Source organism: Larkinella sp. C7, from assembly GCF_006149005.1.
In the GTDB taxonomy this organism is placed as follows: domain Bacteria; phylum Bacteroidota; class Bacteroidia; order Cytophagales; family Spirosomataceae; genus Larkinella.
In genome coordinates this window covers 598,841-615,822 of sequence record NZ_VBSL01000003.1, presented here as the reverse complement: position 1 = coordinate 615,822, position 16,982 = coordinate 598,841, and the positions used below count along the sequence as shown (strand labels likewise).

General features: G+C 53.6%; 13 protein-coding genes. All 13 read left to right on the top strand.

The annotated features are described in order from the left end of the window. The first annotated feature begins 30 nt into the window (after positions 1-30). Entirely contained in the window at positions 31-801 is a 771-nt protein-coding gene (gene cmoA / locus FH871_RS10685) for a carboxy-S-adenosyl-L-methionine synthase CmoA (protein WP_138991415.1), read from the top strand. Then, positions 798-1,514 carry an isoprenylcysteine carboxylmethyltransferase family protein gene (locus FH871_RS10680; protein WP_138991414.1) on the top strand — a complete coding sequence of 239 codons (717 nt, stop codon included), beginning with the start codon at positions 798-800 and terminating at the stop codon, positions 1,512-1,514. Before cmoA ends, FH871_RS10680 begins: the two co-directional genes overlap by 4 nt. A gap of 155 nt (positions 1,515-1,669) precedes the next feature. Continuing rightward, positions 1,670-2,293 carry a TetR/AcrR family transcriptional regulator gene (locus FH871_RS10675; RefSeq protein WP_138991413.1) on the top strand — a complete coding sequence of 208 codons (624 nt, stop codon included), beginning with the start codon at positions 1,670-1,672 and terminating at the stop codon, positions 2,291-2,293. Positions 2,294-2,395: 102 nt separating this feature from the next. Further along, a complete protein-coding gene (locus FH871_RS10670) occupies positions 2,396-3,715 on the top strand; it encodes a TolC family protein (protein WP_138991412.1) in 1,320 nt (439 codons plus the stop codon). A 19-nt stretch (positions 3,716-3,734) separates the two neighbouring features. Beyond that, positions 3,735-4,784: an efflux RND transporter periplasmic adaptor subunit gene (locus tag FH871_RS10665; protein WP_138991411.1), complete on the top strand. Its 1,050-nt coding sequence runs from the start codon at positions 3,735-3,737 to the stop codon at positions 4,782-4,784. Positions 4,785-4,882: 98 nt separating this feature from the next. Beyond that, entirely contained in the window at positions 4,883-8,029 is a 3,147-nt protein-coding gene (locus FH871_RS10660; protein ID WP_138991410.1) for an efflux RND transporter permease subunit, read from the top strand. A gap of 79 nt (positions 8,030-8,108) precedes the next feature. Next, entirely contained in the window at positions 8,109-8,354 is a 246-nt protein-coding gene (locus FH871_RS10655; RefSeq protein ID WP_114408411.1) for an acyl carrier protein, read from the top strand. A gap of 72 nt (positions 8,355-8,426) precedes the next feature. After that, on the top strand, positions 8,427-9,395 hold the full coding sequence (locus tag FH871_RS10650; protein WP_138991409.1) for an NAD-dependent epimerase/dehydratase family protein: 969 nt from the start codon (positions 8,427-8,429) through the stop codon (positions 9,393-9,395). 26 nt (positions 9,396-9,421) lie between these two features. Beyond that, positions 9,422-10,963 carry a glycosyltransferase family 39 protein gene (locus tag FH871_RS10645; RefSeq protein ID WP_138991408.1) on the top strand — a complete coding sequence of 514 codons (1,542 nt, stop codon included), beginning with the start codon at positions 9,422-9,424 and terminating at the stop codon, positions 10,961-10,963. A 149-nt stretch (positions 10,964-11,112) separates the two neighbouring features. Continuing rightward, positions 11,113-13,452, top strand: coding sequence for a GAF domain-containing protein (locus tag FH871_RS10640; protein ID WP_138991407.1), 2,340 nt, complete (start codon positions 11,113-11,115; stop codon positions 13,450-13,452). Positions 13,453-13,462: 10 nt separating this feature from the next. Continuing rightward, complete coding sequence (locus FH871_RS10635; protein ID WP_306439232.1) at positions 13,463-14,023, top strand: Pycsar system effector family protein; 561 nt, start codon at positions 13,463-13,465, stop codon at positions 14,021-14,023. Positions 14,024-14,148: 125 nt separating this feature from the next. After that, the gene (locus tag FH871_RS10630; protein WP_138991406.1) at positions 14,149-16,407 is read left to right on the top strand and encodes a TonB-dependent receptor; all 2,259 of its coding nucleotides are present in this window, start codon (positions 14,149-14,151) and stop codon (positions 16,405-16,407) included. Positions 16,408-16,618: 211 nt separating this feature from the next. After that, positions 16,619-16,864 carry a hypothetical protein gene (locus tag FH871_RS10625; protein WP_138991405.1) on the top strand — a complete coding sequence of 82 codons (246 nt, stop codon included), beginning with the start codon at positions 16,619-16,621 and terminating at the stop codon, positions 16,862-16,864. Positions 16,865-16,982 lie beyond the last annotated feature (118 nt).

Below are 16,982 nucleotides of genomic sequence, written 5' to 3'. Positions count from 1 at the left end.
TTTTAATCAATGGCTTAACTACCCAATGACATGACACAGGCCAATTCTCATCTACAGGCGTTCAGGCACGACACCGTTTTTAAGGAAGAAATCAGTAAAGTATCCGATTTTAAGTTTGGACAAACCGTAGCGAATGTTTTCGACGACATGGTCAACCGCTCGGTTCCGTTCTACGAAGAAATTCAGCGAATGATCGGTGAACTGGCGGTCGATTATACCCAACCCGGCACTGATGTCTACGACCTCGGTTGTTCGACCGGCACGACGCTCATCAACATGAACCGCCTGATTCCCAACGACATTCGCTTCATCGGCATCGATGATTCGGCGGAGATGCTGAAAAAATGTGCGGTAAAACTCCAGGAACTCGGCATTTCCCGCCCCTATGAGCTTCTGGCTGGCGATATTCAGCAGGATGTTGCCATCAGCAATGCCTCGGTGGTGGTACTGTGTCTGACGCTCCAGTTCATCCGGCCGATTCACCGGCAGAAGGTTCTGAAGAAAATATTCGATGGGCTCGTGCCGGGGGGTGCGCTGATCCTGGTGGAAAAAATCCTCACGGAAGACCACCAGTTTAACCGCGACTACATCACTTATTACTACGACTACAAACGGCGGCAACACTACAGCGACCTGGAAATTTCCCAGAAACGGGAAGCCCTGGAAAACGTTCTGATTCCTTATAAACTGTCGGAAAACCGCCTTCTGTTGCAGGAGACGGGCTTTTCACACGTCGAAACCTTTTTTCAATGGTATAATTTCGCCGGCATCATTGCGGTTAAAAACCAGGCAGCGTCATGATCGGAATCGGAAACTTCTTCTTCAAATACCGGAATCTGATTTTTATTTTTCTGTATTTAGCCCTGTTTATTCCGTCGCCCCCGATTTTTTCGCCGGCGGTTTTTGGCCCCTCATTTTATGTCTGGCCCATCGGTTTGGGCCTGCTCATTACGGTCAGTGGTCAGCTCATTCGGGGCGCCACCATCGGGCTGGCGTACATCGTCCGGGGTGGAAAAGACAAAAAGGTCTACGCCGAAACGCTGGTGACGCAGGGGATCTTCAACCACTGCCGGAATCCGTTGTATGTGGGCAATGTCCTGATGCTGCTGGGCGTTGGCATTCTGGCCAATTCGCTGCTGTTCACGGGCGTTTTCATGCCGCTTTTTCTGTTCATTTACCAGGCCATCGTTATCGCCGAAGAGACTTTTCTGCGCAACAAATTCGGCACCGCGTTCGAGCAATATTCCCACCAGGTCAACCGCTGGATTCCGGACCTGCGCGGCATCGGGCGAACCTTTTCCAGCATGCAGTTCAACTGGGTGCGGTGGATGCTGAAAGAATACAATACCCAGTATGTCTGGCTTACCGGCATCACCCTCATTCTGTTTCTAAAGTACCCCGTTTTATTCCAGACCGATCACCGGTACACCCTGATGGGTTTTCTTCTGTCCTTTTGGCTGGTGTTGTACCTGTTCGTACGGTATTTGAAAAAATCCGGCCGGATGCAGGCCTAGCCCGATGTCGATACGATTTAAACCCGTTAAAAACCGCTCAAGGAAGCCCAAAACCGCTAATCAAGCGTTTTGATCAATTGATTAAATTTTCTGATTAAAATGTTTGCTTATCCCATTTCGGGACTTTACCTTTGACCTGTCATTCTACCAATACCATGAAATGTCTTACTGACTCAACCGAAGAACGCATCAAGGAAGCAGCCAAAATGGTGTTTCTTGAAAAGGGTTTTGATGGTACGACGACGCGGGATATTGCGCAGGCAGCGGGCATTAACAGTGCGCTGATGAACTATTATTTCCGCAGCAAAGAGAAGTTGTTTCAGTCGATTTTCAACGATGTATGTACGCTGATGTTCAAAGGCATGCTCGAACTGATCAACCAGCCCATCAGTCTGCGCGATAAAATATCGAAACTGATGGATCACCAGTTTCAGATGATGATGCAGAATCCGAATCTGACCATTTTCATCATGAATGAACTGCGCCTGAATCCGGAACGGCTTTACGGAACGATCGGGATGGCCAAACAGGTACCGGAATCGATTTTCCACCAGCAAATTGAAGATGCCATTGCGCAGGGGATCATCACCCCGATCGATTCGCACCATATTCTAACCATGATCATTGCCAACATCCAGTTTCTGTTTGTGTCCAAACCGATGACGATGCTGGCGCAGGGACTGGACGAGGCCGGTTTCAACGCTTTTGCCACCCGCCACATGGAATACGTCAAAGACATGATCTGCGAGTATCTTTTTAAACCTGAACCGGTTACCTGATATTTTTTTGCATCGAATTTAATCAATTGATTAAAACAAACAATTTAATCATCCGAAAATCCAGTTTTTAGTTCACCATCCGCTTTACTTACACTTTTTGATATGAAACGCACACCATGGTATCTCGGCCTGATACTCGCTTTCACCAGCACACTCACGCAGGCTCAGGACCTTACACTCCAGCAACTGATCGACAAGGCCCTCACCAGCAACCTCAGCGTGCAGTCGGCCCAGTTTGACGAAACCAAAACGGAAGCCCGCATTGCCGAAGTAAAAGCCGGGGCAAGACCTTCTGTCAACCTGACCGGTGATTACAAACGGTATCTAAAAATTCCGGGACAGGTCGTTCCCACATCGGCCTTCGGTGGCCCCGAGGGTTCATACCAAACCCTGGCATTCGGTCTTCCCTACAACCTTTCAACTTCGGTACAGGCTTCCCAGGCGTTGTATAACCCGTCGGTGATGATTGGGTTGAAAGCCGCCAAAACCAGCCGCGAAGTGTCGGCGCTGCAAACCCGGCAGGTGAAAGAAGACGTCGCCTATAACGTGGCCGCCACGTATTACAACCTGCAAACGACGGCCCAGCAAATGGCTTTTCTGCGCCGGAACATCGTTTCGTCCGACAAGATGATTCAGATTACCGATCTCCAGCGGCAGAATCAACTGGCGAAAGGCGTGGATGTCGACCGGTTGCGGTTGAGCAAAACGGCATCGGAAACGCAGATCGAATCGTTGCAGGCAACCTATAATCAACTGCTGAACCTGCTGAAATACCTGACCGGAACCCCGCAAAGCGAGCCGCTGGCGGTGCTGACCCAGATCGATGAAACAGCGCCGACGGTGACATTCGACGCGCCCGCCATCAACCGCACCGATCTGTTGCTCCTCGACCGTCAGAAAGCCCTCAACGCGTTGGATCTCCAAAACATCAAAGCCGGTTTTTTACCCACGGTTTCGGCTTACGGCGTCGCCAACAGTACGGTGTATGCCATCGGTGGAGATAATTCCTACCTCAAGAATGTGCCGGGGTATTGGGTGGGTCTGCAACTGAACTGGAACGTGTTCGACGGGCTGGCCCGCAAATCCAGAGTGACGCAGAAGAAACTCGACAACCAGAAACTCGAAACCCAACTCCAGCAAACCCGCGAGTCGATTACGATGGACGTGACCAACGCCCAAAACAAACTGCTGGTGGAACAACGGAATCTCACCACCAACCGCGCTCAGGTAACGCTCGCCGAAAAAATCTACACCCAAACGCAACTTCAATTTAAGGAGGGCACGGTGGGCATCAGCGAAGTCATCCAGACGGAAGACGAGCTGCGCAACGCCCAGAACACCTACCTCAGCACGCTGGTCGCCTTTCGGTCGGCCGAACTCGACTGGAAAAAAGCAACCGGAAATCTCATTGTCAATCCATAACACACAACCTGTTAACACCATGAAACGCATCATCATTGTACTGGTTCTCGTTGGCACCCTCGGGCTGACCGCCTGGACGCTCCTCGACAACAAAGAAAAAGTAGAAGCCAAAGTCTATAAACCCGACGCCGACCTGAAAGTGGGCGTGCGGACGGCCGTAGCCGAACTCCGCAACCTGTCGGAAGAAACCCTGTTTCTGGGTTCGTTTCTGCCCAACCGCGAAGTCGAAATCCGGCCCCAGGCCGGTGGCCAAATCACCCAGTTGCCGATTGAAGAAGGCCAACTGGTTGGCGCAAACCGCCTGATTGCCAAACTGGACGACGAACAGCTTCACTACCAGATCGAAGCCCTGCAAGTGACCCTGGAAGGGTATCAGAACGACGTTCGGCGGTATGACGCGCTGGTGAAAGGCGACGCCACCCCGGCCATCAACCTCGAACGGGCGCAACTGAACATCCGGGCCACCGAGGCACAGATCAAGCAACTCAGAAAACAGATTGCCAACACCACCGTCACCGCTCCTTTCTCGGGCATCGTAACCCAGAAAATGGTGGAAAAAGGGTCGGTCGTTTCCGTCGGCTCGCCGATTGCCAAAATCACCGATATTTCGTCGCTGAAACTGGTGGTCGATGTACCGGAAAAAGCCATTAACCAGTTCCGCGTTGGTCAGTCGCTGCCAATTGAAACCGAGGTGTATCCCAACGTCCGGTTTACGGGACGCGTCACGATGATCGGTGCTGAAGGCGATGCCGCTCACAACTACCCGGTTCAGATTACGGTGAACAACTCCGGTGCCAATCCGCTGAAAGCCGGGATGTACGGTTCCATTGCCAACCAGAACAAGCTGAAAACGCAAACGCTGGCCATTCCCCGTCAGGCCATTTTGGGTTCCGCCAAGGCTCCGCAGGTATACGTCATTGAAAACGGCAAAGCGGTTCTCAAAACGGTAGAAATTGGTGCGACCACCAACCAGTATTACGAAATCACAAAGGGTCTCAAAGCCGGCGATCAGGTGGTCACCAGCGGTCAGATCAACTTACAGAACGGCACGTTAGTCAATGCACAATGAGATTATTGAGTGATTTGTGATTGAGCGATTGAGTGAAAAATCACGCATTCGCTCCTCACTCAATCGCTCAATCACTAACTCACTCAATAAAAAAGTCTATGAACTTCTTCGAAACCATCATCAAGCGCCCCTCGATGATTATCGTGCTCTTCGCGATATTGACCATCGGCGGCATATTTTCCTACCGGATGTTGAGTTATGAGTTGTTGCCGGAATTTTCGGTACCCACCATCACCATCACCACGGTTTATCCCGGAGCGGCTCCATCGGAAGTCGAAACGGAAGTCAGCAAAAAGCTGGAAGACGCCATTTCCGGGCTCGATAACCTCGACGATGTAAAGGCCAATTCGTTCGAGAATGCCTCCGTTATTATCGTCGGTTTTAAACCCGGTACCGATGTCGATAAGGCGCTGGAAGACGCCCAGCGGGCCATCAACAAAATGGTGAGCGATTTGCCCGAGGATGTGGAAACCCCCTCGCTGTCGAAAATCTCGCCCAGCGATCAGCCCATCATGCAGTTGCTGGCGACTTCTTCCCTGCCGAACGAAGTATTCTATCAGCAGATGGAAGACAAATACCTGCCGGTGATGCAGCAAATCAAAGGTGTGGCTGAAATTACGATGGTGGGGGGCGAAAAACGGGAAATCCGCGTCAATGTCGATGACGACAAGCTGAATTACTACGGCTTATCGCTGCTGCAAGTCACGCAGGCTATTAACCAGGCCAACCTCGACTTCCCGACGGGAAAGGTAAAAAACACGTCGGAAAACATGACGCTGCGGCTGGCGGGCAAATTCAATTCGCTGGACGACATCCGGAAGCTGGTAATCGTGACGCCCAAAGACGGCAGCCCGATTCGGGTGGGTGATGTCGCCAACGTGACCGACGGTTTGACCGAGACCTCCAGCATCAGCCGCTACAACGGACAGAACGGGATCGGGTTGTTCATTAAGAAACAGTCCGACGCCAATGCGGTTGAGATCAGCCGGTTGATGCAGGAGAAACTGGCGCAGATCGAAAAAGACAACGCCAAAGACAAGGTTCATTTTGCAATTGCCTACGACAGCAGCGTGTTTACGCTCGAATCCGTGGAAGCCGTGACGCACGACTTGATTCTGGCCGTGGGGCTGGTGGCCGTGGTGATGCTGCTCTTCTTGCACAGCTTCCGGAACGCCTTCATCGTCATGGTGTCGGTACCGGCCTCGCTGGTGTCGGCGTTCCTGTTCATGTTCGTGATGGGCTATTCGCTCAATTTGATGACGCTGCTGGCCCTGTCGCTGGTAATCGGGATTCTGGTCGATGACTCGATTGTGGTGCTGGAAAACATCCAGCGACACCTGGAAATGGGCAAAGACCGCTGGCAAGCCACGCTCGACGGCATGAAAGAAATCGGGTTTGCCGCCGTTGCCATCACGCTCGTGATTGTGGTGGTGTTCGTGCCAATTACGTTCGTGGATTCGGTGATCGCCGACCTGCTCCGTCAGTTCTCGCTGACCGTCGCTTTTGCCACCATGACCAGTCTGGTCGCCAGTTTCACGCTGACGCCCTGGATGACGTCCCGAATGGCAAAACTGGAGCACCTGAATCCGAAAAATCCGTTCCAGGCATTTCTGCTCTGGTTTGAAAACGGGTTGACGGGCTTAACCAACTGGTACCACGGCAGCCTGAAATGGGTGCTGACCCACAAGCTGGCCTTCACCGGTATTCTGGTGGCACTGTTCGTTTTCACCGGCTGGGTGATGAGTCTGGGGATTATCGGGTCGCAGTTTGTGGCGCAGGGCGATCAGGGTAAATTCCTGCTAACGATGAAAGTCGACAAGAGTGCGTCGCTGCAACACAACAACCTGACTACCCGGCAGATTGAAGATTACCTCCGTAAAAAACCGGAAGTGGAAACCATTTTCGCCAACGTGGCCGGTGCCAGCACGGGCATGAACAGCACCGGACAAGGCGAAACCAACCGCAGTGAGTTGACCATTCAACTGGCGGAGGCTTCGGAACGGCCCGGTCACCAGCCTACGGAAGCGTACATGATTTCGCTGCGGAAAGAACTGGAACAGCGTTTTCCGGCCATCGAATTCAAATCCTCCGTAGTCGGTATGGTCAATTCCGGTACGGCTCCGATCGAGATTTTCCTGAGTGGCGACAACCTGGATCTTCTGTTGTCGGCAGCCAATGACCTGGGAAACCGCATTCGGAAAACCCCCGGTGCCAACGACGTCAACGTGTCCATCGAATCGGGAAACCCGGAGGTGCGTGTGGAAATCGACCGCGAGAAAATGGCCAAATTAGGGCTTGATATTCAAACCGTTGGAGCCACGTTACAGAACGCCTTCGCGGGGAACGATGACTCCAAATTCCGCGATGGCGGTGAAGATTACGACATCCGTGTGATGCTCGATGCCTTCGACCGGAAAAACCCGGACGATGTCAAAAACATCAATTTTGTCAGTCCACAGGCCGGTCGTACGGTTCGGTTGGCGGAGTTTGCCAACGTGAGCCTGAGCAATGGGCCTTCGCTGCTGGAACGCAAAAACCGCCGGTCGTCCGTGACGGTAACAGCCAACGTGTTAGGCACTGGTTCGGGAACGCTGACGGCTACGATTCAGGCCGATCTGGCGAAAAACCCACTACCCGCTGGCGTAGCGCTCAGTTGGGGTGGCGACGCCAAGAACCAGAGCGAAGGCTTCGGTTCGCTCGGAATCGCGATGCTGGCCGGTTTGATGCTGGTGTATTTTATCATGGTGCTGCTCTACGACAGCTTTATCTACCCGCTGGTGGTATTGACGTCGGTTCCGGTTGCGGTGGTGGGAGCCTTGCTGGCCCTGGCCCTGAGCTCGTCGGACATCGGTATTTTCGCCCTGCTGGGGATGCTGATGCTGATCGGTCTGGTGGTGAAGAACGCCATTCTGATCGTCGACTTTGCCAATCAGCAGAAGGCACAGGGTGTGCCGTACCGGCAGGCGATTCTGCACGCGGGAGAAGAACGGCTGCGCCCGATTCTGATGACGACCATCGCCATGGTGATCGGGATGATTCCGATTGCGATCGCCAGCGGAGCCGGTTCGGAGTGGAAAAACTCGCTGGCCTGGGTGTTGATCGGCGGGCTGACCAGTTCGATGATCCTGACGGTTTTTCTGGTTCCGATGGTTTATTACCTCGTCGACCGGACGCAGGAGTGGTTTTCAAACCGCTTCAGCAAAACCAAAGCGACCAAAGAGGTGGCCGAAACCGCTGTTTACTAATTGCATGACGATTGCCTGCACCGCTCCCAAGGGCGGTGCAAGCACTAAAAAATTGATTTCCTACTTTCCTTTTACAGTTATGATCGCTGAACAAATTGACAACCGCCTGCATGACCTGCTCGTCGGCATGGGCATCAACCAAACCGCGCTGACGGATCACACGAATTTCAGCAAGGATCTGGGGCTGGATTCGCTGGACATTACCGACCTGTTGCTACAGGTCGAAATCAATTTCGGCATTCGCATTCCGGACCAGGAATGGTGGAAGCTTGAAACGTTTGGGCAATTGAAAGAGTACCTGGCTCAGGAAACGCAATTCGACTAGACCCGGCTTGACCACACCATTTTAATTTACGTATAGACCATACCGTCGTCTACCTGTCGGCGATGAAAACCTATGAACATTCTCTTAACCGGTGGAGCGGGTTTTATTGGAACCCATCTCACTAAAAAACTGCTCGATGAAGGGCACATTGTCCTGGCGGTCGACAACTTTGGTTCCAATTACGACCCCGCTTTGAAACGCCGGAACGTGGCCTCTTTCGAAGGCCGACCGGGCTACTACCTGTTTGAAGGCGACATTCGGGAGTCCAGTTTTCTGCATTTGTTGTTCGGCACCTACGCCATCGACGTGGTGGTGCATCTGGCCGGACTGGCCGGAGTGCGCCCGTCGCTGCAACAACCGGCTTCTTATTTCGACACCAACGTAACCGGGACGGTAACGCTGCTGCAAACGATGCGGGATTTCAAGGTCAGCAAAATTGTGTTTGCCTCCTCGTCGTCGGTCTACGGCGAGCGCAACGAAATCCCGTTTCGGGAAACGGATCGTATCGAATCACTGGCTTCTCCCTACGCCATTTCCAAGCGAACCGGCGAGATGCTTCTTCAGAATTACCACCAGCTTTTCGGTCTGAACGCCTATTGCCTGCGGTTTTTTACGGTCTTTGGCCCCAACCAGCGGCCCGATATGGCGATTTCCCGGTTCATCCAGCGGTTGTTCGACGGCGAAAGGATTCAGCTTTTTGGCAACGGACAAAGCCTGCGCGACTATACCTACGTGAACGACATCGTAGCCGGTATTGTGCGGGCCATCGAACGGGTCAAGGGATTTGAAATCATCAACCTGGGCGGTGCCCGCCCCGTTGCCCTGATTGATCTGGTCCGAAAACTCGAACAGTATACCGGCCGCAAAGCCCGGCTCGATTACCGGCCCGAGCAGCCCGGCGACGTCAGCCAAACCGCTGCCGATCTGACCAAAGCTGCGCATTTGCTGGGCTACCAGCCGCGTGTTTCGCTGGAGGAAGGCTTGCAGCGCATGGTGAACTGGTTCCAGGCGGAACATACGTCGTTGCTGGAAGAAAAGTAAAGTACCACACCGTCTAGTCGATAGCCATGTCAACGGCGCCCGTCTTTAATTCCAATCCCTTTCACGCGCTCTACAGCCGCTCACTGGGCATCACCCGGTTCTGGAGTCTGATGGGAATCATTACGCTGGTGAAAGGCGTCTATGTCTATTTTGGCCCTGATCTGTTCACGGAAGAAGCCCAATACTGGCTCTGGTCGCGGCACCTGGACTGGGCCTATTACTCCAAACCGCCCCTGATCGCCTACGTCAACTCCCTCAGTTCGGATCTGTTCGGAATTTCGGCCCCGGTGGTCCGGCTGAATGCGGTTTTGTGCGGACTGGGAATTTCGTATTTCGTTTTCCGGCTGGGTGTCGAGCGTTTTCGCAGCCACCGGGTCGCGGTGCTGGGCGTGGTGTTGCTGAACGTCAGTCCGTTTTTTGTAACCGCAACGCTGTTTTTCACGACAGATTCGTTGCTGATGCTGGCCTGGGCCGGTGCCTTGCGGTATTTTCTGCGCTACGCCGATACGGGTCAGTCCGGCGACGGCTGGCGAACGGCCGCCTTTGTGGTTTTCGGGATGCTCGCCAAACCGACGATGGTGCTTTTCGGCTTCGTGGTGCTGGCGGGCAGTGGCCGGGATATCGCCTTGATTACCCGTCGGTTACTCGCCTTCGCACTACCGGTTTTGGTGGGCCTGCTGCCTTCCCTGATCTGGAACTACCAGCACGATTGGGTGACGTTCCGGCATATTTTCACGCTGGCGGGCGGCTCCGGGGCTTCTTTCCTTCATCGCAACGCCCTTGGTCAACTGCTGGAATTTGTGGGTGGTCAACTGGCCTACGGTTCGATTTTTATCGTCGTCGGCCTGCTGCTGGCCCGACCCTGGAAACTTCCGACGGTCGACCACGCCCGGCTTTTGCCGTTGTGGCTGGCGCCGGCACTGATTCTGTCGGGCTTTGCGGCTCTGTCGGTTCACAAGCGCGTGGAAGTCAACTGGCCGTCGGCCACGCTGGTGGCCTGGCCGCTGGTGGTTTCGTACCTGTTGCACCTGCGCTACCGCCGTTGGTCGGAAACGCCCCGGGTGGCCTGGCCCGTGGGGCTGTCGGCGGCTACGCTCCTGCTGATTCTGCAACCCGGCTGGCTCGATGCCGTTGCCGGACGCCCGGTTTTACCGGTCAAAGCCGATCCGCTGTACCGGCTGGCGGGCTGGCGGCAAATCGGCCAAACCGTCGACGAATTCGTCAAAAACCTGCCGCCGGGTCATTTTGCAATTGTGAGTGACAGTTACCACACGGCGTCCGAACTGGCATTTTACGTCGAAGGGCACCCGGATACCTATTGCCTGCCCAATGAAAACCGACGCATGAACCAGTTTGATTTCTGGCCACCGCCCCCCGTTTCGCAGCGGCAGAACGTCGTGTATGTGAGCGAAGATCCCCTGTCGCCGGACGCCCGGGCGCAGTTGGGGCCGGTGTTGCGGCAGGAGGTCTGGCCGGTATACTACCGAAACGTGCGTGTCCGGACCATGTACCTCTACCACGCGCAGGGGTATTATCCCAGAACCGTCAGAAAACCGGTACTGTATTGAGAATTAATACTGCCACAACGCAACTCACGGATTGGCTTCGTTGTTCAATAAACAAAAACATCCACCTTGCTTTTGCCCTTGCTTTTGCCCTTGGTATCCATCCGAACTCAAGCGTTAAGCGTGCTATTTGCTGAAAATTATACAAAATCATGGAAACGACCCTTTCTGTTTCCCCATCTGTCTCTTTTCCGTTCGAAGTGAAGTTGTCTTTTCAGCCCTTCGTTGCTTTTTTAAAGGCGCAACAGGAAAAAAATGCCACCAATACCGCTCTATCTAGTCTCTACGACCACCTCCTGGAGCAGTTTGAAAACATACCCACGGCAGAGGAAACACCGCTCGAAGAGATCCTCGGACCGGACCGGTTAGCGAACCTTTTTCAGTTGGCGTCGCTGGCGGTGATGCCGTTGTCTGCCACCGGTCAGAACATTGCCTACACCTTTGGTTTGCCCGTGCCGATGAAAATCCTGTACCAGTCGGCCCGGTTTACGCACCTGATCGAACAGTTTCCGGATTTGTTGTCGGAACTGCCCGAGGACATTTGCGCGGAAGACAAGCTCCGCTTTCTGTACCAGCTCGTTCTGGAAAAGTGCTACAAGGTACCGCCTGTCAAAAATGTGAACCCCAGCTTTCGGTTTCAAAAACACAAAAACGGACTCACCCGGTATTTTCGGATCGACATCAACAACACGTTCATTGAGCCGCATCTGAACCGTTCCCTGCCAGCCCTGCAATCGTCCTGGATTGATTTTGCCAACGGAACCGGCCCCTTGCCGGAGGCTGAAGAGCAGTTACCGCTTGGCGAATTTACGTCCGAAGGCTTTGCTTTTTTTGTGGTAGAAGACATTACGGAGGCCGAAACCGTTCAGCAGTTGCAGGCGGTTTTCACCCATTTGCATTCAGACGCCGAACCGGTTATTTACCGTCGTTTCGAAACCGCCCTGCGCAATCTGGTCGGCCAGACCGATCTCCAGATCAGCATCGTTCCGTTTTCGCAGGTGAACGGTTTTTACGTCCATCAACCGGAGGTGAGCGCGCGGAGCGTTTTCTTCCGGCATTCGAGCACGGTCATCGACGGCTACGATCCGGCCACGCAGGCCATCATTCACAACCTGATTCTGAATCCGGCTCCGCTCCTGTTTCCGGATCTGAAAGGACTGCCCGGCAACGAGCAACAGCTCCTGACAAAAAAAGGGATTCGCAGTTTCGCTTTTTACCCGGTCGTCAACGGAAACGAGATGCTGGGCGTACTGGAAATGGCCAGCCCGCATTCGACAGCGTTCGGAAACAACGTTCTGGAGACGATTCAGCGGGTGATTCCGCTCGTGCAGGAATTGCTGCGGTATCAACTGCATCAGTTCAAACAAAATCTGGAACGACTGATCAAAACCAAGTTTACGCCCCTGCAACCCGCCGTTGAATGGAAGTTTAATGAGGTGGCCTGGGAATACCTGCGGCTCGACAACAAGGAGTCGTTCAACAGCGAGGCTACGCAGGTACGGTTTCCGCAGGTCTATCCGCTCTATGGCGCGATCGACATCCGCAATTCGTCGAACGAACGCTACAGGGCTGTGCGCCAGGATTTCGCCGACCAGTTGACGGCCATTCAAACGCTGCTGGGTCAGGCCGATTTACCGGACGAACTGGCCGTGCCGAATCAGCTCCTGGCCAGGGCGTATTCCTGGCAAAACAAACTCACCACCGGGCTGAATCCGGAAGACGAGCTGGGAATTTCGGACTTCCTGGCGCTGGAAGTCAATCCGTATTTGCAACACCTGCGGCTGCATGATCCGCAACTGGAAACGCCGATCCAGCGGTATTTTAAGCGCACGAATGCCACCAACGGGCACTTCAATCAGGCGTTGCAGGTCTACGAGCGAAGCGTCGAATGGCTCAATACCGCCGTCAATACGTTTATCGAAAATGAGGAGAAACAGCTTCAGACCATTTATCCGCATTATTTCGAGCGCTACCGGACCGACGGAATGGAATATACGATCTACGTCGGCCAGTCCATTGCGCCCCAAACGCCCTTCGAACCGGATTTCCTGCGGCATCTGTATGCGTGGCAACTGAAGTCGATGGTGGAACTGGCCTCCCTGACCCACCTGCTGTTGCCCCGCCTGCCCCTGGCGTTGCAAACCACCCAACTGATTCTGGCCCATTCGCAGCCGGTAGACATCAGTTTCCGGCAGGACGAACACCGGTTCGACGTGGAAGGCTCCTACAGCATCCGGTATGAAGTATTGAAAAAGCGGATCGACAAGGCGTATATCGCCGGAACCGAGGAACGGCTGACACAGCCCAATACGATTGCGCTGGTGTATTCCAACCGCCGGGAAGTGGCAGATTATCTGCCATTTATCATGGCTTTGCAGGAGCAGAAGAAGCTGACATCCGAAATCGAATACCTCGATCTCGAACCGTTGCAGGGTGTTGCCCGGCTGAAAGCCATCCGTCTGCACCTCAACTACCCGGAACCGGCCTGTTAACGCTACGAACGTGAAAGACAACCAACCGGTGCGGGGCATTGAAACCATGTTTCGCACTACCTCGGCCAACCACGTCTACCTGAGCGACATTGCCGACAACAAAGCCAACATCCTCATTTCGGTCAACTCGATCATGGTCTCCGTCATTGTTTCGGTGCTGGCCCTTCGGATCGACGAAAACCCGACCCTGCTGGTGCCGATGGTGCTGATTCTGACCACCTCGCTGCTGACCATCGTCTTCGCCATTCTGGCCACCCGTCCCAACGTGACCAAAGGCACGTTCAAGCGGGAAGACATCAAAAGGAAGAAAGGCAACCTGCTCTTTTTCGGTAACTTTCACCGCATGAGTCTGGAAGACTTTGAATGGGGAATGAGCGAACTGATGAAGGACAGTCCCTACCTGTACGGTACCATGACCCGCGACATTTACTACCTCGGGCGCGTGCTCGCTAAAAAATACCGCCGGTTATGGATTGCCTACAACATCTTTATGTTTGGCTTCGGCATTTCGATTCTGGCCTTTTTGATCGTTTTTCTACGAACCATGCTCATTGCCGCCCTGAGTTATTGACCATCCCGGAATGGGTTTCGTCCAGGCGTTTGCAGAAGGCAATTTACGCGATTTCCGACCCAAAAAAGAAGCTTAAATAGCCCGGCCAATACGTTGCAAACGCATCTGATTGCTACTTTTGCGTCATGAAACGAACGCTTTACGCTCTCCTGTTGACCTTCATCAGCCTTCAGACGTTTGCCCATCTCGGCGGCATTTCCGGTACGGTTCTCGACCAGACGACCCGCTTGCCCCTGCGTGGTGTCGTCGTGCAACTCACCGGGTCGGGCAAAGGCACGGTGACAAATGAGTTGGGGCAATACCGTTTCACCGGGCTGGTGGCGGCTCCCTACAAAATCGAAATTTCGCACATCGGTTTTAAGTCACTGGTTCTCACGGTAAGCATCAAAGACGATGAAATGATCACGCTGAATACGGTTTTGAGCCGGTCCGCCATCGAGTTGCGGGAAATCGTCGTTTCTTCCCAGCAGGCGCATGACCAGCCGCTGATCAGCAGTCTCGACATCCGGATGCGGCCCATCACCAACTCGCAGGAAATTCTCCGAATGGTGCCGGGTTTGTTCATCGGCCAGCACGCGGGAGGTGGAAAAGCCGAGCAGATTTTTTTGCGGGGATTCGATATTGACCACGGCACCGACATTCGTCTGACGGTGGACGGGATGCCGGTCAACATGGTTTCGCACGCCCACGGACAGGGTTACGCGGATTTGCACTTCGTCATTCCGGAACTGATCGAAGGCGTCGATTTCAGAAAAGGCCCTTACAACGCAGAAAAAGGCAATTTTACGACGGCAGGCTGGGCCGATTTTCGTACACGCACCACACTCGACAAAAGTTTTGCCAAGCTGGAAGTCGGACAGTTCAACACATACCGGGCTGTCGCCGGGCTGGATCTGCTGGGCGAAAAGGGGCGTACCAAAAATCAGTCGGCTTATCTGGCGTCCGAATATTCGTATTCCGATTCGTACTTCGACCATCCGCAAAACTTCAAGCGGCTGAATGGGGTTGGCAAATACCACGGTCACCTGTCGGATCAGACCAACCTGACGCTGACGGGATCCACGTTCTGGAGCCGGTGGAACCATTCCGGCCAGATTCCCGACCGGGCGGTGGCGTCGGGCTTAGTCGGTTTTTTCGGCTCCGTCGACCCAACCGAAGGGGGCGAAACGAGCCGCACCAACGTCAATGCCGAGCTGGTGACGGTGACACCCAGCCAGTACACCATCAAAAACCAGGTCTTCTACAGCAACTACAACTTCGAGCTGTATTCCAACTTCACTTTTTTCCGGGACGATTCGCTCAACGGCGACCAGATCCGGCAGAAAGAACACCGGAATCTGTTTGGTTACAATGGCAGTGTTTCACGAACGGATTTTGTCGGCAAAACCCGGTTTGTGTCCACGGCGGGTCTCCAATACCGCCAGGATCTGACGCACCACACCGAACTTTCGCACACCCGCAACCGGACCGAAACCCTCGAACGGCGGCAATTTGGCAATATCAATGAACGGAATGCCAGTGCATACGTGGATGAACTCATTCAGTTTTCCGATCATTTCTCGCTCAATGCCGGGATGCGGTTTGATTATTTCCGGAGCCAATACGACGATTTGCTTCTGCCAGCGGACGGTTTGCAACGGGCGAATGCGGCCCTGGTTTCGCCCAAACTCAATCTGTATTACACGGTGAATCCCCGGCTTCAGGTCTATCTCAACACCGGAAAAGGATTTCACTCCAACGACACCCGCGTGGTGGTTCCGCAGAATGGCAGGGAAATTTTACCGCCGGCCTACGGTTCTGATTTAGGGGTCATTTTCAAACCGTTTCCCCGCTTGCTCATCAACGCGGCAGGCTGGTATTTATGGATGCAACAGGAGTTCGTGTATGTTGGGGACGAAGGCGTGGTGGAACCAAGCGGGAAGTCGCGCCGACACGGGGTCGATCTGTCGGTCCGCTACCAGTTGACCCACCACCTGTATGCCGACCTGGATCTGAATACCGCCAAACCCCGCGCCATCGGTGCAGAAGCGGGACAGCGTTACCTGCCACTGGCTCCGACGTTTACATCAACTGGGGGTTTAACGCTCCAGAATGCAGGGCGGTGGAGTGGTTCATGGCGGTATCGCTACCTGGGAAACCGGCCGGCCAACGAAGACAATTCCATTGTGGCCCAATCCTATTTTGTGACGGATTTACAGGTCAATTATACACGGCCCCGCTACCAGGTCGGATTGTCGGTACAGAACCTGCTCAATACGCGCTGGAAAGAAACGCAGTTTGCCACCGAAAGCCGCCTGCGTGGCGAAACCGCTCCGGTCAACGAAATTCACTTTACGCCCGGAACCCCCTTTTTCGCCCGCCTGAGCTGGACTTTTTTCTGGTAAAAAATCACTCCGCTAAACCCCTTTATCTACGCCAACTGGCCTGATATTTGCTATTTTTTTGCCATACCCACATGGGTTAGACAGAATTAACATACAGCCCGGCCAATCGAGTCGGGTTTTGTTTTGACTTTTAGTATACTTGCACAAACATACCCATTGATTGAGTTTTTTTGTAAAAAAGTGAGATGTACCTTTAAAAATAGTTGTGTGTATGACTAACTTATTCAGTAAAACGAGAGAAACCGTCATCGCGGGTCAATTCAAAAGCCACACCACCCTCTTTTCGATGACGCCATCGACCCGGTTCGAGCGGAGATGCCACATCCTGTACGAATCGTACAGCCGCTTTATCGACGATGGCGAAAAACTCCTCGCGGCCGATATTCTGAGCATCATGAAAGACGTGCTCGATGATGAAATCAAGGCCCTGAATACCCCGGCAATTTCCAATAAATAATCCAGGTCGGCGACAGGGGCGGTTTTCCGGAAAACCGTGTTCTACCCTTATCCCTGCGCAATCGATGGGAATAGAAAAGTTTTTTGATTATCGTGAATTTCACTCACCGTCCGGATTG

Coding starts and splice junctions, on each gene's coding strand:
- cmoA (WP_138991415.1), top strand. CDS start 31: ATGACACAGGCCAATTCTCATCTACAGGCGTTCAGGCACGACACCGTT.
- FH871_RS10680 (WP_138991414.1), top strand. CDS start 798: ATGATCGGAATCGGAAACTTCTTCTTCAAATACCGGAATCTGATTTTT.
- FH871_RS10675 (WP_138991413.1), top strand. CDS start 1,670: ATGAAATGTCTTACTGACTCAACCGAAGAACGCATCAAGGAAGCAGCC.
- FH871_RS10670 (WP_138991412.1), top strand. CDS start 2,396: ATGAAACGCACACCATGGTATCTCGGCCTGATACTCGCTTTCACCAGC.
- FH871_RS10665 (WP_138991411.1), top strand. CDS start 3,735: ATGAAACGCATCATCATTGTACTGGTTCTCGTTGGCACCCTCGGGCTG.
- FH871_RS10660 (WP_138991410.1), top strand. CDS start 4,883: ATGAACTTCTTCGAAACCATCATCAAGCGCCCCTCGATGATTATCGTG.
- FH871_RS10655 (WP_114408411.1), top strand. CDS start 8,109: ATGATCGCTGAACAAATTGACAACCGCCTGCATGACCTGCTCGTCGGC.
- FH871_RS10650 (WP_138991409.1), top strand. CDS start 8,427: ATGAACATTCTCTTAACCGGTGGAGCGGGTTTTATTGGAACCCATCTC.
- FH871_RS10645 (WP_138991408.1), top strand. CDS start 9,422: ATGTCAACGGCGCCCGTCTTTAATTCCAATCCCTTTCACGCGCTCTAC.
- FH871_RS10640 (WP_138991407.1), top strand. CDS start 11,113: ATGGAAACGACCCTTTCTGTTTCCCCATCTGTCTCTTTTCCGTTCGAA.
- FH871_RS10630 (WP_138991406.1), top strand. CDS start 14,149: ATGAAACGAACGCTTTACGCTCTCCTGTTGACCTTCATCAGCCTTCAG.
- FH871_RS10625 (WP_138991405.1), top strand. CDS start 16,619: ATGACTAACTTATTCAGTAAAACGAGAGAAACCGTCATCGCGGGTCAA.